This is a genomic window from Paenarthrobacter sp. NEAU-H11 (assembly GCF_050573415.1).
Lineage (GTDB): Bacteria > Actinomycetota > Actinomycetes > Actinomycetales > Micrococcaceae > Arthrobacter.
This window is the reverse complement of the sequence record NZ_JBNZGA010000021.1, coordinates 59,982-80,137: the sequence shown is the minus strand read 5'-3', so window position 1 is coordinate 80,137 and position 20,156 is coordinate 59,982. Positions and strand designations below refer to the sequence as shown.

Below are 20,156 nucleotides of genomic sequence, written 5' to 3'. Positions count from 1 at the left end.
AGTTGGTGTTCCCTGCAACAAATGGTTTGTTGTTCGGGAACCACATAGTGGACGCAAGCAGTCTTGTTATCTTTTTACCAACCCTGGTGTGGAACCGCTTTTGAACCGGTTTCACGGGTGTGGTGTGTGGTGTAAGTTATCGGCCTATTAGTACCGGTCAGCTTCACGAGTCGTTAGTCCTCGCTTCCACATCCGGCCTATCAACCCAGTGGTCTGGCTGGGGGCCTCTCACACACGAGGTGTATGGAAATCTCATCTTGAAGCGAGCTTCCCGCTTAGATGCTTTCAGCGGTTATCCCATCCGAACGTAGCTAATCAGCGGTGCACTTGGCAGTACAACTGACACACCAGAGGTTCGTCCGTCCCGGTCCTCTCGTACTAAGGACAGCCCTTCTCAAATTTCCTGCGCGCGCAGCGGATAGGGACCGAACTGTCTCACGACGTTCTAAACCCAGCTCGCGTACCGCTTTAATGGGCGAACAGCCCAACCCTTGGGACCTACTCCAGCCCCAGGATGCGACGAGCCGACATCGAGGTGCCAAACCATGCCGTCGATATGGACTCTTGGGCAAGATCAGCCTGTTATCCCCGAGGTACCTTTTATCCGTTGAGCGACGGCCATTCCACAATGTACCGCCGGATCACTAGTCCCGACTTTCGTCCCTGCTCGAGATGTCTCTCTCACAGTCAAGCTCCCTTGTGCACTTACACTCGACACCTGATTGCCAACCAGGCTGAGGGAACCTTTGGGCGCCTCCGTTACTTTTTAGGAGGCAACCGCCCCAGTTAAACTACCCATCAGGCACTGTCCCTGACCCGGATTACGGGCCGAAGTTAGATGTCCAAAGTGACCAGAGTGGTATTTCAACGATGACTCCACCCGAACTGGCGTCCGGGCTTCAACGTCTCCCACCTATCCTACACAAGCCACTCCGAACACCAATACCAAACTATAGTAAAGGTCTCGGGGTCTTTCCGTCCTGCTGCGCGTAACGAGCATCTTTACTCGTACTGCAATTTCGCCGAGTTTATGGTTGAGACAGCGGGGAAGTCGTTACTCCATTCGTGCAGGTCGGAACTTACCCGACAAGGAATTTCGCTACCTTAGGATGGTTATAGTTACCACCGCCGTTTACTGGGGCTTAAATTCTCAGCTTCGCCTTGCGGCTAACCGGTCCTCTTAACCTTCCAGCACCGGGCAGGAGTCAGTCCGTATACATCGTCTTGCGACTTCGCACGGACCTGTGTTTTTAGTAAACAGTCGCTTCCCCCTGGTCTCTGCGGCCCCGATCCCCTCCCACCAGCAAGTGGTGTTCAAGGTTGGGGCCCCCCTTCTCCCGAAGTTACGGGGGCATTTTGCCGAGTTCCTTAACCATAATTCTCTCGATCGCCTTAGTATTCTCTACCTGATCACCTGTGTCGGTTTGGGGTACGGGCGGCTAAAACCTCGCGTCGATGCTTTTCTCGGCAGCATAGGATCACCGAATCCCCCCAAACGGGGGTCCCATCAGATCTCAGGCATCATGAACAGCGGATTTGCCTACCGTTCGCCCTACATCCTTAGACCGGGACAACCATCGCCCGGCTCGGCTACCTTCCTGCGTCACACCTGTTAATACGCTTGCCTCCCAGGATCAGGTCCTGCGCTCCACCAAAACCCTTCACCCACAAGGGGTGTCAGGCAGGTCTCGGGCAGTTAGTATCCCCTGTTCAGCATGGGCGGTTTTTCGCCGGTACGGGAATATCAACCCGTTGTCCATCGACTACGCCTGTCGGCCTCGCCTTAGGTCCCGACTTACCCAGGGCAGATTAGCTTGACCCTGGAACCCTTGATCATTCGGCGGACGGGTTTCTCACCCGTCTTTCGCTACTCATGCCTGCATTCTCACTCGTGTAGGCTCCACCGCTGGTTTACACCGCGACTTCACCGCCCACACGACGCTCCCCTACCCATCCAAACGCCTGAACCACAAGGGCTTAGCTAATATTTGAATGCCACAACTTCGGCGGTGTACTTGAGCCCCGCTACATTGTCGGCGCGGAATCACTTGACCAGTGAGCTATTACGCACTCTTTTAAGGATGGCTGCTTCTAAGCCAACCTCCTGGTTGTCTTCGCAACTCCACATCCTTTCCCACTTAGCACACGCTTAGGGGCCTTAGTTGGTGGTCTGGGCTGTTTCCCTCTCGACTATGAAGCTTATCCCCCACAGTCTCACTGCTGCGCTCTCACTTACCGGCATTCGGAGTTTGGCTGACGTCAGTAACCTTGTAGGGCCCATTAGCCATCCAGTAGCTCTACCTCCAGCAAGAAACACGCAACGCTGCACCTAAATGCATTTCGGGGAGAACCAGCTATCACGAAGTTTGATTGGCCTTTCACCCCTACCCACAGCTCATCCCCTCCATTTTCAACTGAAGTGGGTTCGGTCCTCCACGACGTCTTACCGTCGCTTCAACCTGGCCATGGGTAGATCACTTCGCTTCGGGTCTAGATCACGCCACTGCAACGCCCTATTCAGACTCGCTTTCGCTACGGCTGCCCCACACGGGTTAACCTCGCGACGTAACACTAACTCGCAGGCTCATTCTTCAAAAGGCACGCCGTCACCAGAATCAGACTGGCTCCGACGGATTGTAAGCACACGGTTTCAGGTACTGTTTCACTCCCCTCCCGGGGTACTTTTCACCTTTCCCTCACGGTACTGGTCCGCTATCGGTCATTAGGGAGTATTTAGGCTTATCAGGTGGTCCTGACAGATTCGCACGGGATTTCTCGGGCCCCGTACTACTTGGGATACTCTCACAGGCGGTACACAACATTACGGTTACGGGGCTAACACCCTCTCTGGCCGGCCTTTCAAGACCGTTCACCTATGCCTGCACATCACACCCCACCAGCCCGGCAGAACTGGTATGGAAAGTCCCACAACCCCGACCATGCAACGCCCGCCGGCTATCACACATGGAACGGTTTAGCCTGATCCGCGTTCGCTCGCCACTACTAACGGAATCACTATTGTTTTCTCTTCCTGCGGGTACTGAGATGTTTCACTTCCCCGCGTTCCCTCCACGCACCCTATGTGTTCAGATGCGGGTCACCGAGTCACTCGCGCGCTCGGCGGGGTTTCCCCATTCGGACACCCTGGGATCACAGTCCGGTTATCGACTCCCCCAGGCTTATCGCAGATTCCTACGTCCTTCTTCGGCTCCTAATGCCAAGGCATCCACCGTGTGCTCTTAAAAACTTGACCACAAAAGATCAAAAACGCTAATTTTCGAGAGAACCACGAAAACCACTGCACCATCCCGAAAGACAGCACAACAGATCCAGGTTCATATTCTTGGAAATTGCTTCTTATAAAAGATGCTCGCGTCCACTATGTAGTTCTCAAACAACAACCCCAAACCACACACCCCACACACACAACATGCATGATCGGTGCAGCCAGGAAACCAGAAACAAACAAACCCGCAACCCCGCCCCACACGGGACGGAACCACGGCCCTGTTGCCTCAGGACCCAACAGTGTGCCAAACACGAAACCACCCGCACCCACCAGCACCCTTCCAGGAACCCCCGCAAAGAGGAACCGTACTAAGCACCGGAAAGAACCGGCAGCCGCTATTCGTTGATATTCCACCCTTGAGCACCCGCCGCAGAACTTGCGTCTGCGCAACGGGCTGTACTCCTGACAAACCCCCGCACCGCATACACGGCACGAACAATCTGTAGGTGCTCCTTAGAAAGGAGGTGATCCAGCCGCACCTTCCGGTACGGCTACCTTGTTACGACTTAGTCCCAATCGCCAGTCCCACCTTCGACAGCTCCCTCCCACAAGGGGTTAGGCCACCGGCTTCGGGTGTTACCAACTTTCGTGACTTGACGGGCGGTGTGTACAAGGCCCGGGAACGTATTCACCGCAGCGTTGCTGATCTGCGATTACTAGCGACTCCGACTTCATGGGGTCGAGTTGCAGACCCCAATCCGAACTGAGACCGGCTTTTTGGGATTAGCTCCACCTCACAGTATCGCAACCCTTTGTACCGGCCATTGTAGCATGCGTGAAGCCCAAGACATAAGGGGCATGATGATTTGACGTCGTCCCCACCTTCCTCCGAGTTGACCCCGGCAGTCTCCTATGAGTCCCCACCATCACGTGCTGGCAACATAGAACGAGGGTTGCGCTCGTTGCGGGACTTAACCCAACATCTCACGACACGAGCTGACGACAACCATGCACCACCTGTAAACCGACCGCAAGCGGGGCACCTGTCTCCAGGTATTACCGGTTCATGTCAAGCCTTGGTAAGGTTCTTCGCGTTGCATCGAATTAATCCGCATGCTCCGCCGCTTGTGCGGGCCCCCGTCAATTCCTTTGAGTTTTAGCCTTGCGGCCGTACTCCCCAGGCGGGGCACTTAATGCGTTAGCTACGGCGCGGAAAACGTGGAATGTCCCCCACACCTAGTGCCCAACGTTTACGGCATGGACTACCAGGGTATCTAATCCTGTTCGCTCCCCATGCTTTCGCTCCTCAGCGTCAGTTAATGCCCAGAGACCTGCCTTCGCCATCGGTGTTCCTCCTGATATCTGCGCATTTCACCGCTACACCAGGAATTCCAGTCTCCCCTACATCACTCTAGTCTGCCCGTACCCACCGCAGATCCGGAGTTGAGCCCCGGACTTTCACGGCAGACGCGACAAACCGCCTACGAGCTCTTTACGCCCAATAATTCCGGATAACGCTTGCGCCCTACGTATTACCGCGGCTGCTGGCACGTAGTTAGCCGGCGCTTCTTCTGCAGGTACCGTCACTTTCGCTTCTTCCCTACTGAAAGAGGTTTACAACCCGAAGGCCGTCATCCCTCACGCGGCGTCGCTGCATCAGGCTTGCGCCCATTGTGCAATATTCCCCACTGCTGCCTCCCGTAGGAGTCTGGGCCGTGTCTCAGTCCCAGTGTGGCCGGTCACCCTCTCAGGCCGGCTACCCGTCGTCGCCTTGGTAAGCCATTACCTCACCAACAAGCTGATAGGCCGCGAGTCCATCCAAAACCACAAAAAGCTTTCCACCCCCCACCATGCGATGAGGAGTCATATCCGGTATTAGACCCAGTTTCCCAGGCTTATCCCAGAGTTAAGGGCAGGTTACTCACGTGTTACTCACCCGTTCGCCACTAATCCCCCCACAAGTGAGGTTCATCGTTCGACTTGCATGTGTTAAGCACGCCGCCAGCGTTCATCCTGAGCCAGGATCAAACTCTCCGTTGAAGTAAAACAGACACAACCCCCAGCCCCGGGAAAACGGGACAAAAAGGCTGCACAAAATTTGAAACCAGCTGTAAAAACCAGACCACCCACAGGGGCGGATGACCCGGTCAATTCAACCAATCACTAAAACAATTGGTATCAACAAACTTGGCACACTATTGAGTTCTCAAACAACAGACACATTCGAATATTCCCGAAAACAATTCAATTCAATGAATTTCTATTTCGTATTTCTTCGCTGCGATGTTTCAATCTTATTTCATTCATTTTCACTTTGCAAATCCGGTTGTTTTCCCGGAATTCACTCTGCGGAACGAATCCGCCCATCATAAACCGGAGCAATTTCTTCCGTCAGTGCTTCTGCACATCGTGAAGTTGCTTCACTTTTTGGTGGGGGTTGGTCGCTATTTTTCCGCTTCAGCGGCGGCGACTCAGAAAACATTACACGCTCCCCCGCGGCCGTGCAAATCGGCTGCGGAGGAGCGTGCAGGGGGTCTTCGCGGGGCGGGTGATAAGCCTAGGGAACCAGGACTTCCACGGTAGCGAGGTTCTTCTTTCCGCGGCGCAGGAGCAGGTATTGCCCATGCAGAAGTTCGGACTCCGAAATCACGGCTTCGGGGTCGGACACCTTCTCGTTGTTGACGTAGGCTCCGCCTTCACCAACCGTCCGCCTGGCGGCCGACTTGCTTTCGGAGAGGCCGGAGGCAACCAGCAGGTCCACGATTCCCATCGCATCCACCTGGACAGTTGCAGAGGGAAGCTCTGACGTTGCCGCCTGCAGCGTGGGCTTGTCCAAGGCTGTGAGGTCGCCGTTCCCGAAAAGCGCTGCGGAGGCCGCGATGACCTTCTCGGTGGCTTCCACTCCATGCACGAGGGACGTCACTTCATAGGCAAGCTTCCGCTGTCCCTCGCGGGCGAACGGGCGCTCAGCAACAGCCACGGCGATTTCTTCAATCTCGGCCCGGCTAAGGAAGGTAAAGACCTTCAGCCGGTTCACGACGTCGGCATCCGCAGTGTTGACCCAGAACTGGTAGAAGGCATAAGGGCTGCACATGCCGGCGTCCAGCCAGATGGCGTTGCCCTCGCTCTTGCCGAACTTGGTGCCGTCGGCGTTGGTGATCAACGGAGTTCCCAGGGCGTGGACGCTCTTGCCCTCCACCTTGCGGATCAGCTCGGTTCCGCTGGTGAGGTTGCCCCACTGGTCCGAGCCGCCGGTCTGCAGCACGCAGCCATAATCCCGGTACAGCTGGAGGTAGTCCATCCCCTGCAGGATCTGGTAGCTGAACTCCGTGTAGCTGATGCCCTCATCCGAGTGCAGCCGGGAGGCCACGGCGTCCTTGCGCAGCATGGTGCCCACGCGGAAGTGCTTTCCCACGTCACGCAGGAAGTCAATGGCGCTCAGCGGCGCGGTCCAGTCCAGGTTGTTGACCATCCGGGCTGCGTTGTCACCCTCGAAGCTGAGGAACCGGCGGACCTGCGCCTGGAGGTAGCCCACCCACTCGGCGACGGTGTCCTTGGTGTTCAGGGTGCGTTCGGCCGTGGGACGGGGATCGCCGATCATGCCGGTGGAACCGCCCACGAGCCCGAGGGGCTTGTGGCCGGCCAACTGCAGCCGGCGCATGAGCAGGAGCTGGACGAGGTTGCCCAGGTGCAGGCTCGGCGCGGTGGGATCGAAGCCGCAATAGTACGTCACCGGGGCGCCGGCGAGCAGTTTTTCGAGTTCTGCTTCGTCGGTGGAGACGTGGACCAGGCCACGCCATTTCAGCTCCTGCCAGACATTGGCAAAAGTGGCGTCGTTCTGCTGCGATTCGAGGCTGTTGAGTTCTGGCACGCCTTCTAAGTTAGCAGTATTGCGGCAGGCAGGATCAGCGCTTGATCCCGGCCGGCACAGGTTCCGAAGCAATAAGCCGCAGCCGCTGGGTGGCGCGGGTCATCGCGACGTACAGGTCCCCCACCTTGCCGTGCTCATGGTTCAGCATCATGGACGGCTCCAGCACCACGACGCCGTCGAACTCCAGCCCCTTGGCTTCCCGGGGGCTGATCACCACGATGTCCTGCTCATAGCTGCCTGCACCCGTGCCCACGCGGCGCCCGTAGGCGGCGCGCAGGGCCGCAGTGGCTTCCGGCAAAAAGGCGCCGTCCGCGATGACGGCGAGGAGTCCGCCGTCGAGCGCGTCCAGTTCCTCGGGCAGGACCTCAACCAGGCGGCTGACCACCTGGCCCGGATCCACCTCGTCGATGACGGGCGACCAGCGTCCTTCGCGGACAGCCTTGGGCGCCGAGACCACCAGTCCGGCTGCGTTGGCCATCCGGACCGCGGCTTCGGCGATCTGGGAGGGGGTCCGGTAGTTGACCGTCAGCTCCTCCAACTGCCAGCGCTCACCGAACATCGGAGCAAGCGCGCCCTGCCACGAATTCGCGCCGGCCACCGAACTCGTCTGCGCGATGTCCCCGACGATCGTGAAGGACTTCAGGGGGCACCGGCGGACCAGCAGGCGCCACTGCATGGGCGATAGCTCCTGCGCCTCGTCCACCACGATGTGGCCGAAGGCCCAGGTGCGGTCGCTGGTGGCGCGCTCGGCAGCGGTCTGCCTTGTTTCCTGCTCCTGGTTCTGCTCGGCCAGTTCCTCGGCCGACATCAGCGGGTCCACGCCCGCCGCCTCCATGTTGACCAGCGTCTGCTTCGCGTTCGCAAGGTCCCGGGCGCGGTCGTGTTCCTGCTGGGCCAGGCCACGCCCCGCAGCCGGATCAAGCTCGCCGAGCAGCTCCGCAGCCTCATCCAGGAGGGGTACGTCGGATTCCGTCCAGGGCGCGTCCGCGGGGCGCAGCAGCAGGGCGCGCTCCGCCGGGGCGAGCTTGGGCGTGCAGGCTTCCAGGATGGCAGGCTTACTGAAGAGCTCGGAGATCAGCTTTTCCGGCGTCATGGGCATCCAGCAAAGGTTGAGGGCGATCCGCACGTCACGGGCGCTGCGCACATCCTCGGCAAGGTAGGAGCGGTCGGCGTTGTTGCCGATGTTTCCGGCTTCCACGAGCTCCGTCATCTGTTCGGTCAGTTCCCGGAGCAGGATCTTGACGAACGTCACGCGTGCCTCGTTGTGGGGCTTGCCGGTGGAGCGTGCCCGTTCCCTTGCCCGGCGCACCTGGCGCTGGGTCAGCACGAGTTTCCGGCCGTCGACTTCAAGGATGCGGTCCTCGGCGGGCATTCGCTGCCGGTTGGCCACGGCATTGGCCACCACGCCGGCCATGTCCAGCCGGCCCTTGATGGCGGCAACCGCGGCGTCCGGCTCGGGGACAGCGTGGATTCCGGGCATGAGGCGGCCGACGCTGGCCATGACCACGCCGGTCTCACCGAGGGAGGGCAGCACCCGTTCGATGTACTTCATGAACGACGACGACGGGCCCACCAGCAGGACGCCGGCGGTCTTGAGGCGGTCGCGGTGGGTGTAGAGCAGGTAGGCGGCGCGGTGCAGGGCAACAGCGGTCTTGCCGGTACCGGGACCGCCCTGCACCACGAGCGCGCCGGAAATCGACGAACGGATGATCCGGTCCTGCTCGGATTGGATGGTGCTGACGATGTCCGACATCCGGCCGGTCCGCTTGGAGTTCAGCGCGGCGAGCAGGGCGCCTTCGCCCTGCAGCGACTCGTTGTCCGCAAGCATGTCCGCGTCAAGGACGTCGTCCTCGATGGCCTTGACCTCACGGCCCTGCAGGATGAGGTGCCGGCGGCGGCGGACGCCCTGCCGGTCAAACGCAGTGGCCTGGTAGAAATGGCCGGCCTCGGGCGCGCGCCAGTCCACCATGAGCCGTTGCAGGTCCTCGGTGGTGAGGCCAATGCGGCCAATGTACTGCGCTTCGCCTGAGTCCAGGTCCAGGCGGCCGAAGACCAGGCGGTCGTCTACAGCATCCAGCTGCGCCAGGCGGTCCTCATACAGTGCAGCGAACGCGTCACGTTCCGAAACGTTCTGCATGGTGCCCACGGCCCCGGCCCGGCGGACCTGGGCCAGTTGGCGGCGCTTTTCCTCGCGCAGCTCTTCCAGCCGCGCATACAGGCCGGCAACATAGTCCCGTTCGTGGGCCAAATCGGCGTCGAGCATTTAACGTTCCCCTATCGCAAAAGACAGACCTACCATTCTACAACCATTTCCGTTAACGCCCGTGAAACCCGGCCGGATCCGGTTTTGCCCTCCTGGGCTTGGCGGCCTTGTACTGGGAGACGGTGGGGTCGCCGGTGATCCAGAAGCGCCAGGAGTACTGGTCCGTTCCACCTGCACCGGACACTCCCACGCGAGGGCCTGAACTCACCGGCTGGCCGGGGCGGGGCGGAAGCACCAGCCCGAAAGGCGGCGCCAGTGCATCGCGGCCGCTGTCCGCCGTCGTCATCCCCATGGCTTTGGCCAGCCGCGCGGGACCCCTTGCCAGGTCGGCAGGATCCTTGGACGTGGGGCGCCGGCGCCGGGCAAGGTCCACGCCGTCCACGATCTCCCCGGCCCGCAGCAGGAGGGCGGAAGCCGTTCCTTCCGGTCCGCACACAAGGTTGGTGCAGTGATGCATCCCGTAGGTGAAGTAGACATACAGGTGCCCCGCCGGGCCAAACATGGGTGCGTTGCGAGGCGTGGGGCCCCGGTAGGTGTGCGAGCCGGGGTCCGGGTGGAGCGAATCCTCGGGCCCGAGGTAGGCCTCCACTTCGGTGAGCCGGACGGACACCACGCCTTCCCGGGACTCGTGCGTCAGCACCGCCCCCAGCAGCAGGGGCGCCAACTGGCGGGCATCTCCGGAAAGGAAATCCCGCAGCGATGTGCCGGTCAGCGGATTTCTGCTCATGGCCAGACTCTATCCAAAGCCGGCGGCCAATACGGATCATTTTTGGTACGGGCAGGGGAAACGGCCCTGTCCGATTTCCGCTAGCCCGGACCCAGTGCGGCTGGCAGGATGGAGGAATGGACTTCTGGCAGCGCTACCGGGCAATCGATGCCAGGGACACCCGGTTCGACGGGCAGTTCTACACTGCCGTCCGGACCACGGGCATTTACTGCCGCCCGTCATGCCCGGCCCGGACACCAAAGCCGGCCAACGTTACGTTCTACGAGACCTCCGCAGCGGCCCACGACGCCGGCTACCGGGCCTGCAAGCGCTGCCTTCCGGAGGCTGTTCCAGGGACACCGGCCTGGAACGTTCGCCAGGATGTTGCCGGGCGCGCCATGCGGCTCATCAACGACGGCGTGATCAACAGGGACGGCGTGGAGGGCCTGGCAGCCCGCCTGGGCTATTCGTCCCGCCAGCTCAACCGCATCCTCAGCCAGGAACTGGGGTCGGGGCCGCTGTCGCTGGCCCGGGCCGGGCGGGCGCAAACCGCCCGCACCCTGCTGGTGTCCACTTCCATGAAGCTAGCGGACATCGCCTTCGCGGCCGGCTTCAGCAGCGTCCGCCAGTTCAACGACACCATGCTGGAGGTCTTCGACATGACCCCCACTGCCCTGCGCGCGGCGCGGCATCCGAAGGCCCCCGCCGGCTCCACCGCCATCACCCTCCGCCTCCCCTACCGGGAACCCTTCGACCCCGGGATTTTTACGTTCCTTGCCGTTCGCGCCCTCCCCGGAATCGAAACCGGCACCGCGGCGTCCTACGCCCGCACGCTGCGGCTTCCGCACGGGGACGCGAGGTTCCGGGTGGATTACGACGACGGCGCTCCCGGGCGGCCGCTGACCCTCACCATCGGCGCGGTGGACCTCCGCGACCTGCCGGCCCTGCTGAGCCGCGTCCGGAGGCTGTTCGACCTGGACGCGGATCCGGTTGCCATCGACAGCGCGCTGGCCGGGGACCGCCGGCTGGCGGCCGCGGTGGCAGGCGCCCCGGGGATCAGGATGCCCGGAGCGATGGATCCCGCGGAAATGCTGGTCCGGGCGATGATCGGGCAGCAGGTCACCGTGGCTGCGGCGCGGACCGCACTCACTCAGCTGGCCGCCGTCGGACGCCCCAGCCAAAGCCCCGGCGACGGGCTTGACCGCATGTTCCCCACCGCAGCGGAGATCGCCGCGCACGGCCACGCCCTCCTGCGCGGGCCCCGGAAGCGAACCGAGGCACTCCGGGCAGCCGCTTCCGCGTTGGCGGAAGGTAGGCTCGATTTCGGCTACGGCGACGACCTGGCCAGCCTTGGCGCGAAGCTGCTGCCGCTGGCGGGGGTTGGACCATGGACGGTGGGCTACCTCGCCATGCGGGTGCTCGGCGCCCCGGACATATTCCTTGCCAACGATGCGGCGGTGCGGAACGGAATCAAGGCCCTGAGCGGTGTGGCCTGCGGTGCGGCGGATGCGGAACCCGGTTTCCACGGTGCTGCGGCCCCAAGCCCGGACTTCCATGACGTCAGCCCGTGGCGCTCCTATGCCACCATGCACCTGTGGCGGGCGGCGGCGCGCCCTGCCGCGGCAGTCAACAGCACAACAGGCACCAGCACAACAGGCACCGGCACAACAGAGAAGGCGAACCGATGAAGGCCCAGTTGCTCCAGATGTCCACCCCGGACGGACCGTTCACCATCCTTGCCCGGGACGGCGTGGTCCTTTCCAGCGGCTGGACCGGCAATCCCGGCGACCTGACCGGCCAGGTCCACCCTTCCCTGCGGCCGGCCTCGATTGAGCTGGTCACCAGCATGGGGGAAATCTCGGCTGCCGTGGAGGCGTTTTATGCGGGCGATCCGGCGCCGGCCATGCGGGTGCCCGTGCGGCAGAAGTCCGGGCCGTTCCGTGCCCACGCGTGGGATGTGCTCCGGCTGGTGCAGCCTGGTTCCCCGGTAACGTACACCGAGTACGCCGGGCTGGCCGGCAATCCCAAAGCGGTCCGGGCGGCCGCCAGCGCCTGTGCCTTCAATGCGGCTGCCCTGTTTGTGCCCTGCCACCGCGTGATCCGCACGGACGGTTCACTGGGCGGCTTCCGGTGGGGACTGCCCATCAAGCAGAGCCTGCTGGCGCGCGAAGCCGCCTGAATCACTTGGGCGCGGGCGTTCCCGCCGGCCATGGCAGCAGCGTCGGCAGGTCCACGCCGTCGGCCGCTGCAGAAGCGCGCAGGCTCCCCAACGTGGGTTCGCGGCCGGCCAGCCACGCGGCGATATCAGTGACCATGCCGCTGACCACGGTGGACCGGTTGCCGCTGCCGACAGTCACGGGCGGCAGGCCAAGCGGCTGCAGCACCAGTTTCTCCCCTGGCGGGACGCGGGCTGCGAGGAAATCGAACAGGTGCTCGCAAAACGGCCGGCTCCAGGTTTCCGGTCCCCTGCCGGTCAGGAGGTCGGAGTCATGGATGACGAGCTCGCGCCACAGGGCCAGGCCTCCGTCCAGGACCACTCCACCCCGATAGGAGATGGGCGCCCACCAGCCGGTGCGGTTGGCCGACGAGTCCTTGATGCCCGGCAGCGCATCGAACGCGCGCAGGACCCGCTCCAGGGCCTCGGCCAGGTCCGCCTTGTGGGTGGCGGCGTCGTGGCCGGCCGCCATGCCGATCGCCCTGTTCCGGCCGTCCATGCCGCCGTCGTAGAGCTCGATGGTTTCCCCCCGGGCGGCGTACTCGAGCTGCCGGGCCATGGCGTTGGAGATCCCCGTGAGATGCGCAAGGACGTGTCCCCGCGTCCAGCCGGGCAGGGCGGAGGGAGCCTTCACGTCGTCGTCGGTGAGCTTGGCGGCGTCGGAGGTGACGTCGTCGGCAGCTGCGTGAAGCCCGGTGAGCAGGAGGTCGGGTTCGGGAGCGGTCATGCCGCCCAGCCTAGTCCAGCCGTGCGCCGTCCGCGCCCAGGCGGTGGCGGATATGGGAGCCGTCGTGGCTGGCCTGCCAGAACTCGATCTCCTCCGGGCGGATGGCATAGAGCTGCCAGTCAGGGTTTTCGCTGCCGTCAGCACGCGGCCGTTCGGCCCAGTCCGTGGACGAAGCTTCCGCGGATAATTCCGTCACGGGACCCAGCACACGGACCTGCCGGCCCAGCGACGGCCAGTAGAAGTTCAGGGCGGCGTAGGGGTTGGCGCCCAGTTCCCTGCCCTTGCGCGAGGTGCGGGACGTGGCGAAGTGCCAGCCGTCGTCGTCGATGTTCTTCAGGATCAGCATCCTCGACGACGGTTGCTGCCCACCGCCGGAACCGCGGCCAACGGTGGCCAGGCTGCAGGCATGAGGCTGGGGTTCCCCTGCCGCCAGGGCCTCGTCCAGCCACTGCTTAAAGAGCAGGACCGGGTCCTGCGGCGACTTGTCAGGGTCGAAGCCGGGCAAGTCCGCTGGAAAGTCGGGCAGGGTGCGAAGGAACCTCCGGAAAGTTTCGCTCATTGCGCCATGGTAGCGGTGAGTCGTCCGCCTGAACCCCCGACGCTCTCTCACTTGATGCTCGAAAATCGGCAAGGCTCTCTCACTTTCTTAGGGAAAGTGAGAGAGCCTTGGCAGAAACGGCGCGTTAAGTGAGAGAGCGTTCTAGCCGGCGTACTCCCGGACGCCGGCAAGTTCGGCTTCCAGCGCAGCGAGCTGGCGTTCGACGGCGGCCGGCGCCGTTCCGCCCTGCGAGTTGCGGCTGTTCAGGGAACCTTCCGTGGACAGGACCGTGCGGACCTCCGGCGTCAGGTGCTCCGAGATGGCCGCGTACTCTTCGTCCGTCAGGTCCCACAGCTCCACGCCGCGGGATTCCGCCTGCTTGACGGCCGCGCCCGAGAGTTCATGCGCCTCGCGGAACGGCACGCCCTGGCGGACCAGCCATTCGGCGATGTCCGTGGCCAGCGCGAAGCCCTGGGGTGCCAGGGACTCCATCCGTTCGGTGTTGAACTTCAGCGTCGCGATCATGCCGGAGACGGCCGGGAGGAGCAGCTCCAGGGTGTCGGCGGCATCGAACACCGGTTCCTTGTCCTCCTGCAGGTCGCGGTTGTACGCCAGCGGCAGGCCCTTGAGCGTGGCCAGCAGCCCGGTAAGGTTGCCGATCAGCCGGCCGGCCTTTCCGCGGGCCAGCTCCGCCACATCCGGATTTTTCTTCTGGGGCATGATCGAGGAACCGGTGGAGTAGGAATCGTGCAGGGTCACAAAGGAGAACTCCTTCGTGGCCCAGAAGATGACCTCCTCCGAAATCCTGGACAGGTCCACGCCGATCATCGAGCACACCCAGGCAAACTCGGCGAAGACGTCGCGGGACGCGGTGCCGTCGATTGAGTTGTGCGTGGCGGAGAAGAAGCCCAGGTCCGCCGCCACGGCTTCCGGGTCCAGGCCCAGCGAGGAACCCGCCAGGGCACCCGACCCGTAGGGCGAAACGCCGGCGCGCTTGTCCCAGTCCTGGAGCCGCTGCACATCGCGCAGCAGCGCCCAGGCATGGGCCAGCAGGTGGTGGCTGAGCAGCACCGGCTGGGCGTGCTGCAGGTGGGTGCGGCCCGGCATGGCCACACCATGGTGGGCCTTGGCCTGTTCCACCAGCGCGTCCACTGTGGCCAGCACGCCCCGTGCGATGATCCTGGCGTGGTCACGCAGGAACATGCGGCCCAGCGTGGCCACCTGGTCATTGCGCGAGCGGCCGGCGCGGAGCTTGCCGCCCAGCTGGGTCCCGGCACGCTCAATGAGTCCGCGCTCCAGCGAGCCGTGCACGTCCTCGTCGGACTCCGCGGGCAGGTAGGCGCCGGACGCAACGTCCTCATCCAGCTGCGACAGGGCAGCCAGCATGCCTTCGAGTTCGGCGTCATCCAGCAGCCCGGCCTTGTGCAGGACGCGGGCGTGCGCCTTGGACCCGGCGATGTCGTAGCGGGCCAGCCGCCAGTCGAAATGCGTGGACTTGCTCAGTGCGGCCAGGGCGTCCGCGGGGCCGCCGGCGAACCGGCCGCCCCACAGAGCGCCTTCATTTGTTGCCGAGACCATTTACTTTCCCGCGACCCGGATGTCGCGGCCAGAGGCAACCTTGGCGGACATGCCCCACAGCTCGATGAAGCCGCGTGCCATGGACTGGTCGAAGGTGTCGCCGGTGTCGTAGGTGGCGAGGTTGAAGTCGTAAAGCGAGGTGTCGGAGCGGCGGCCGTTGACGATGGCCTGGCCGCCGTGCAGGGTCATCCGGATGTCGCCGGAGACGTACTTCTGGGTGTCCTCGATGAAGGCGTCCAGGGAGCGCTTCAGCGGGGAGAACCACTGGCCGTCGTAGACAAGTTCGGCCCAGCGCTGGCCAACGGTGGCCTTGAAGCGGGCCTGCTCGCGCTCGATGGTGATGTCCTCGAGGTGCTTGTGCGCGGTGATCAGCGCCATGGCGCCCGGGGCCTCGTAGATTTCACGGGACTTGATGCCCACCAGGCGGTCCTCGACGACGTCGATCCGGCCCACGCCCTGGGCGCCGGCGCGGCGGTTGAGTTCCTTGATGGCCTGCAGCGGGGTGACCTTGACGCCGTCAATCGCCACCGGCACGCCGGCTTCGAAGGAGATGGTGACTTCATCCGGTGCCGGCGGGAATTCCGGGGTGGCGGTGTAGTCGTAGATGTCCTTGGTGGGGGCGTTCCAGATGTCCTCGAGGTAGCCGGTTTCGACGGCGCGGCCCCAGACGTTCTGGTCGATCGAGTACGGGTTCTTCTTGGTGGTCTCGATGGGCAGGCCCTTTTCCTCGGCGAATGCGATGGCCTTGTCGCGGGTGAGGGCGAGGTCGCGGACCGGGGCGATGCACTTCAGGTCCGGGCCGAGGGTCTGGATGCCCACTTCGAAGCGGACCTGGTCGTTGCCCTTGCCGGTGCAGCCGTGGGCAACGGTGGTGGCGCCGAATTCACGGGCCGCCTTGACCAGGTGCTTGACGATCACCGGGCGGGAGATGGCGGAAACCAGGGGGTAGTGGCCCTGGTAGAGGGCGTTGGCCTTCAGCGTGGGGACGCAGTACTCGTTGGCGAACTCGTCGGAGGCGTCGGCCACGTAGGCTTCGACGGCGCCGCAGCCGAGGGCACGCTGGCGGATGGTCTCCAGGGACTCGCCGCCCTGTCCGACGTCGACCGCTACGGCGATGACCTCGGCGCCGGTGGCTTCGCCGATCCAGCCGATGGCTACTGAGGTGTCCAGGCCGCCTGAGTAGGCCAGCACGATGCGTTCAGTCACTTGGATGCTCCTTGGGATTGGGGGGGTTGTAGATGTTGTCTTCAAGCTTATTGCCCGGCTTCTTCAGCCAGTTGCAGGAACCTGGCGGCGAGGTCCTGGCCGCCCTGCGGATCCCGGGAGACCAGCAGCACGGTGTCATCCCCGGCGATGGTCCCCAGGATGGACGGCATCACCGAGTGGTCGATGGCCAGGGCCAGGAAGTTGGCGGCGCCCGGCGGAGTACGGAGCACGGCGATGTTGGCTGAGGCCTCCGCGGTGACCAGCAGTTCGCTGCACAGCCGGGCCAGCCGGGCGTCCAGGATCTCCTGGCTCACCCCGCTTTTTGCGGCCCGCTCGCCGCCCTCGCCGGGGACCGCATACACCAGCACGCCCTCCTTGCCGCGCACCCGGACCGCGCCGAGTTCCACCAGGTCCCGCGACAGCGTCGCCTGGGTGACCTGCACGCCGTCGTCCGCCAGCAGGGCTGCCAGCTCCGCCTGGGAGCGCACCGATTCACCCGTCAGGATGGCCGCGATCCGGGCCTGGCGGGCCGTCTTAGTGGCCGGGCTGGAGCCCGGCGACGCCGGTTGGGCAGACACTAGAACGTGCTCTCCCCGGTGCCTTCAACCGGAGCGAGGCCGTCCACGAACGCCAGGCCGGAGCGGTGCATCAGCCACGCCATCAGGGCCTTCTGGGCGTGCAGCCGGTTTTCGGCCTCGTCCCAGACGATGGACTGCGGCCCGTCGATGACGCCGGCAGAGATTTCGTACCCGCGGTACGCGGGGAGGCAGTGAAGCACGACGGCGTCTTCCGCAGCATGTGCCATGGCCGCCTCATCGACGGAGTACTCCCGGAACAGCTGGAGCCGGGCTTCCTTTTCGGCTTCCTGGCCCATGGACACCCACGTGTCCGTTGCCACGACGTCGGCCCCTTTCAAGGCCTCCGCCGCGTCAGTCGTGACCAGCACCGAACCGCCGGTCTCCGCGGCGCGTTCCTCCGCGGCTGCCACGATGTCCGCCGCGGGGAGGTAGCCCTCGGGCCCGGCAATCCGGACATGCATCCCGGCCGTCACCCCGGCCAGCAGGTAGGAGTTCGCCATGTTGTTGGCGGCATCCCCGAGGTAGCTCATGGTGAGCCCCTTGAGTTCGCCCTTGTGCTCCTTCACGGCCAGCAGGTCCGCGAGCAGCTGGCACGGGTGGTAGTCATCGCACAGGGCGTTGATGACCGGCACCCTGGAGTTTTCGGCCATGGCCACCAGGCCGGCGTGGGCGCCGGTCCGCCACACAATGGTGGACACCATGCGTTCCAGGACCTTGGCGGTGTCCTCCACGGATTCCTTGTGGCCGATCTGAGCCTCGCCCGGGTTGATGATCAGCGCGTTGCCGCCCATGTCCGCGATGCCGGTGGCGAACGACACCCGGGTCCGGGTGGAGGTCTTGTCGAAGATCACGGCGACGGTCTTGCGGCCGCTGCCCTCGGCAGCGAACGGCTGGACGCTGTACGGGGCGGCCTTCATGCGCATGGCGAGGTCCAGGACCTCTGCCTGCTCGGCAGGGCTGAGGTCCGTGTCCTTGAGGAAGTGCCGGGTGGTGCCGGTGGCTGGTGTCACTGGGCGTCCTTAGCTGCTTGGAGGATGGCCGGGAAGGCGGCCAGGAAAGTGTCTGCCTGCGCTGCCGTGAGGACCAGCGGCGGCGCAAGGCGGATGGTCCGCGGACCCGGGCTGTTGACGATGAAGCCGGCGTCCAGGCCGGCCTGCACCACGGCCGGGGCCACGTCCTCGTCGAGGTCGAAGCCGATCAGCAGGCCTTCGCCCCGGACTTCGGTGACGCCCGGGATGGCCGCCAGCCCCGAACGCAGGTGCTCCCCTACCGAAGCCACGTTCGCCAGAATATCCTGGCTTTCGATCGCGTGGAGCGTGGCGAGGGCAGCTGCCGTGGCCACCGGGTTGCCGCCGAACGTGGTGCCGTGCTGGCCGGCGGACAGCAACGACGACGTATGGCTGCCGAAGGTGACCAGCGCACCGATCGGGAAGCCCCCGCCCAGTCCCTTGGCCAGGGTGACGGCGTCGGGCATGATGCCGGCGTCCTCGCTGGCAAGCCACTTGCCGGTGCGGCCAATGCCGGTCTGCACCTCGTCCAGGATCAGCAGCGTCCCTACCCTGGCTGTCAGCTCCCGCGCGGCCCGAAGGTACCCGGGCGGCAGGGGCCGGACGCCCGCCTCGCCCTGGATGGGCTCCAGGAAAACGGCGGCCACCGTTTCATCAACGGCAGCCTTGAGCGCCTCGGCGTTCCCGAACGGGATGTGCACCACGCCGCCGGGCAGCGGCTCGAACGGCTCGCGGTAGGCCTCCTTGGCGGTCAGGGCAAGCGCGCCCATGGTCCGGCCGTGGAAGGCGCCTTCGAGGGCGATGATCTTGGTCCGTTTGGCGCCGCTGCCACCCGTATTGCGGCGCGCCAGCTTGAAGGCCGCCTCGTTCGCCTCCGTGCCGGAGTTGGTGAAGAACACCTTGGAGCCGGCCGGCGCCTGGGTGAGGGCCAGGAGTTTTTCGGCCAGGGCGATCTGCGTGGGGCTGGTGAAGAAGTTGGAGACATGCCCGAGCGTGGCCAGCTGGCTGGAGATCACGGACGTGACGAACGGGTTCGCGTGGCCCAGGGCGTTGACCGCAATCCCGCCAAGGAGGTCGAGGTATTCCTTGCCGTCGGCATCCCAGACCAGGCAGCCGGCGCCGCGCACCAGCACACGCTGCGGGGTGCCGAACACGCCCATCAGGGAGGTGGAGTAGCGTTCCAGCCACTCGGCTCCGGCGTGGCCCGTGGTCTCCACGAGTTCTGTCACGGATGGCTTTTCCACCGAGTTCATGCGTTGATCTCCTCGTCCGGGACTACCTGGGTGCCAATGCCCGCCGTCGTGAATGTTTCAAGAAGCATGGAATGGGGCAGGCGCCCGTCCACGATGTGCGCGCGTTCCACACCCTCGTCAATGGCCTTCAGGCATGCAGCCATCTTCGGGATCATGCCTGATTCGAGCCGCGGAAGCATGTCCCGCAGCTCCGAGGCCGTGAGGGAGGAAATGAGGGAGGACTTGTCCGGCCAGTTGGCGTACAGCCCTTCGACGTCGGTCAGGATCACCAGCTTGGAGGCGCCCAGCGCCGAGGCGACGGCCGCCGCGGCGGTGTCCGCGTTGACGTTGAGGACCTGGCCGGTGGGCTGGAAGCGGGCGGTGCCGGCCACGCCTTCTCCGCCGTCCACGATCTCCGGGGCAACTGTGGAGATCACCGGAATGCGGCCGGCGCCGAGGATGTCCTCGATGCCTGCGGGGTCGACGCCGACCACCTCGCCTACCAGCCCGAGGTCCACTTCTTCGCCGTCCACCACAGTGCCCGTCCGGACGGCGCGCAGCAGCCCGCCGTCTTCTCCGGACATGCCCACCGCGTAGGGGCCGTGCGAGTTGATCAGTCCCACCAGCTCACGCCCCACCTGGCCGGTGAGGACCATGCGGACAACGTCCATGGCCTCGGGCGTCGTGACCCGGAGGCCGCCCTTGAACTCAGACTCGATGCCGAGCCTGCCCAGCATCGAGTTGATCTGCGGACCGCCGCCGTGGACCACCACGGGGTGGATGCCCACGTGGTGGAGAAAGACGATGTCCTCGGCGAAGGCGCGGCGGAGATCATCGTTGACCATGGCGTTGCCGCCGTACTTGATCACCATGGTGGTGCCGGCGAAGCGCTGGATCCAGGGCAGGGCCTCGATCAGGGTTGCTGCCTTGTCCTGGGCGTCGGACATGCTGGTGGTTTCACGCGTCTGGGTGTTCATGCTGTCACTTTCCACAACGGTTTCTGCCG

Annotated in this window: 13 protein-coding genes and 2 rRNA genes; 2 read left to right on the top strand and 13 right to left on the bottom strand. The window is 64.1% G+C overall.

Going from position 1 to position 20,156, the window contains the following annotated elements:
• Positions 1 to 126: 126 nt before the first annotated feature.
• The 5 genes from ACQ3DC_RS19600 to ACQ3DC_RS19580 form a co-directional block, all read right to left on the bottom strand.
• A 23S ribosomal RNA gene (locus ACQ3DC_RS19600) occupies positions 127 to 3,253 on the bottom strand.
• A 493-nt stretch (positions 3,254 to 3,746) separates the two neighbouring features.
• Positions 3,747 to 5,269, bottom strand: a 16S ribosomal RNA gene (locus ACQ3DC_RS19595).
• Together the 16S and 23S rRNA genes form the textbook arrangement of a ribosomal RNA operon.
• 517 nt (positions 5,270 to 5,786) lie before the next feature.
• A complete protein-coding gene (gene tyrS, locus ACQ3DC_RS19590; protein WP_321215896.1) occupies positions 5,787 to 7,100 on the bottom strand; it encodes a tyrosine--tRNA ligase in 1,314 nt (437 codons plus the stop codon).
• Between the two features lie 34 nt (positions 7,101 to 7,134).
• Positions 7,135 to 9,363 (bottom strand): HelD family protein, encoded by a 2,229-nt coding sequence (locus ACQ3DC_RS19585; protein WP_323057573.1) that lies wholly within the window; start codon positions 9,361 to 9,363, stop codon positions 7,135 to 7,137.
• Between the two features lie 52 nt (positions 9,364 to 9,415).
• Positions 9,416 to 10,090: a DNA-3-methyladenine glycosylase gene (locus ACQ3DC_RS19580; protein ID WP_321215894.1), complete on the bottom strand. Its 675-nt coding sequence runs from the start codon at positions 10,088 to 10,090 to the stop codon at positions 9,416 to 9,418.
• A gap of 116 nt (positions 10,091 to 10,206) precedes the next feature.
• Between ACQ3DC_RS19580 and ACQ3DC_RS19575 the strand changes: the two genes are divergently transcribed.
• Both ACQ3DC_RS19575 and ACQ3DC_RS19570 read left to right on the top strand, forming a co-directional pair.
• Complete coding sequence (locus ACQ3DC_RS19575; protein WP_430752991.1) at positions 10,207 to 11,757, top strand: DNA-3-methyladenine glycosylase 2 family protein; 1,551 nt, start codon at positions 10,207 to 10,209, stop codon at positions 11,755 to 11,757.
• Positions 11,754 to 12,248, top strand: coding sequence for a methylated-DNA--[protein]-cysteine S-methyltransferase (locus tag ACQ3DC_RS19570; protein WP_430752990.1), 495 nt, complete (start codon positions 11,754 to 11,756; stop codon positions 12,246 to 12,248). The genes ACQ3DC_RS19575 and ACQ3DC_RS19570 overlap by 4 nt, the downstream gene beginning before the upstream one ends.
• Before the next feature lies 1 nt (position 12,249).
• Here ACQ3DC_RS19570 and ACQ3DC_RS19565 read toward each other — a convergent pair whose 3' ends face one another.
• The 8 genes from ACQ3DC_RS19565 to argB form a co-directional block, all read right to left on the bottom strand.
• Positions 12,250 to 13,011, bottom strand: coding sequence for a maleylpyruvate isomerase family mycothiol-dependent enzyme (locus ACQ3DC_RS19565; protein WP_421092822.1), 762 nt, complete (start codon positions 13,009 to 13,011; stop codon positions 12,250 to 12,252).
• Positions 13,012 to 13,021: 10 nt separating this feature from the next.
• On the bottom strand, positions 13,022 to 13,570 hold the full coding sequence (locus ACQ3DC_RS19560) for a pyridoxine/pyridoxamine 5'-phosphate oxidase (RefSeq protein WP_430752989.1): 549 nt from the start codon (positions 13,568 to 13,570) through the stop codon (positions 13,022 to 13,024).
• 141 nt (positions 13,571 to 13,711) lie between these two features.
• On the bottom strand, positions 13,712 to 15,127 hold the full coding sequence (gene argH, locus ACQ3DC_RS19555; protein WP_421092821.1) for an argininosuccinate lyase: 1,416 nt from the start codon (positions 15,125 to 15,127) through the stop codon (positions 13,712 to 13,714).
• On the bottom strand, positions 15,128 to 16,333 hold the full coding sequence (locus ACQ3DC_RS19550) for an argininosuccinate synthase (protein WP_009359388.1): 1,206 nt from the start codon (positions 16,331 to 16,333) through the stop codon (positions 15,128 to 15,130). It abuts the gene before it with no gap.
• A 47-nt stretch (positions 16,334 to 16,380) separates the two neighbouring features.
• Entirely contained in the window at positions 16,381 to 16,911 is a 531-nt protein-coding gene (locus tag ACQ3DC_RS19545) for an arginine repressor (protein ID WP_104997445.1), read from the bottom strand.
• The gene (gene argF, locus ACQ3DC_RS19540) at positions 16,911 to 17,921 is read right to left on the bottom strand and encodes an ornithine carbamoyltransferase (RefSeq protein ID WP_421092820.1); all 1,011 of its coding nucleotides are present in this window, start codon (positions 17,919 to 17,921) and stop codon (positions 16,911 to 16,913) included. The genes ACQ3DC_RS19545 and argF overlap by 1 nt, the downstream gene beginning before the upstream one ends.
• A complete protein-coding gene (locus tag ACQ3DC_RS19535) occupies positions 17,918 to 19,171 on the bottom strand; it encodes an acetylornithine transaminase (RefSeq protein WP_430752988.1) in 1,254 nt (417 codons plus the stop codon). Before ACQ3DC_RS19535 ends, argF begins: the two co-directional genes overlap by 4 nt.
• The gene (argB, locus tag ACQ3DC_RS19530) at positions 19,168 to 20,127 is read right to left on the bottom strand and encodes an acetylglutamate kinase (RefSeq protein WP_104999686.1); all 960 of its coding nucleotides are present in this window, start codon (positions 20,125 to 20,127) and stop codon (positions 19,168 to 19,170) included. The genes ACQ3DC_RS19535 and argB overlap by 4 nt, the downstream gene beginning before the upstream one ends.
• Positions 20,128 to 20,156: the final 29 nt, after the last annotated feature.

What these genes read in the sequence shown, in the direction of transcription:
- ACQ3DC_RS19565 (WP_421092822.1), bottom strand. Translation starts at nt 13,011, where the DNA reads ATGACCGCTCCCGAACCCGACCTCCTGCTCACCGGGCTTCACGCAGCT.
- ACQ3DC_RS19570 (WP_430752990.1), top strand. Translation starts at nt 11,754, where the DNA reads ATGAAGGCCCAGTTGCTCCAGATGTCCACCCCGGACGGACCGTTCACC.
- ACQ3DC_RS19560 (WP_430752989.1), bottom strand. Translation starts at nt 13,570, where the DNA reads ATGAGCGAAACTTTCCGGAGGTTCCTTCGCACCCTGCCCGACTTTCCA.
- ACQ3DC_RS19575 (WP_430752991.1), top strand. Translation starts at nt 10,207, where the DNA reads ATGGACTTCTGGCAGCGCTACCGGGCAATCGATGCCAGGGACACCCGG.
- argH (WP_421092821.1), bottom strand. Translation starts at nt 15,127, where the DNA reads ATGGTCTCGGCAACAAATGAAGGCGCTCTGTGGGGCGGCCGGTTCGCC.
- ACQ3DC_RS19580 (WP_321215894.1), bottom strand. Translation starts at nt 10,090, where the DNA reads ATGAGCAGAAATCCGCTGACCGGCACATCGCTGCGGGATTTCCTTTCC.
- ACQ3DC_RS19535 (WP_430752988.1), bottom strand. Translation starts at nt 19,171, where the DNA reads ATGAACTCGGTGGAAAAGCCATCCGTGACAGAACTCGTGGAGACCACG.
- ACQ3DC_RS19585 (WP_323057573.1), bottom strand. Translation starts at nt 9,363, where the DNA reads ATGCTCGACGCCGATTTGGCCCACGAACGGGACTATGTTGCCGGCCTG.
- argB (WP_104999686.1), bottom strand. Translation starts at nt 20,127, where the DNA reads ATGAACACCCAGACGCGTGAAACCACCAGCATGTCCGACGCCCAGGAC.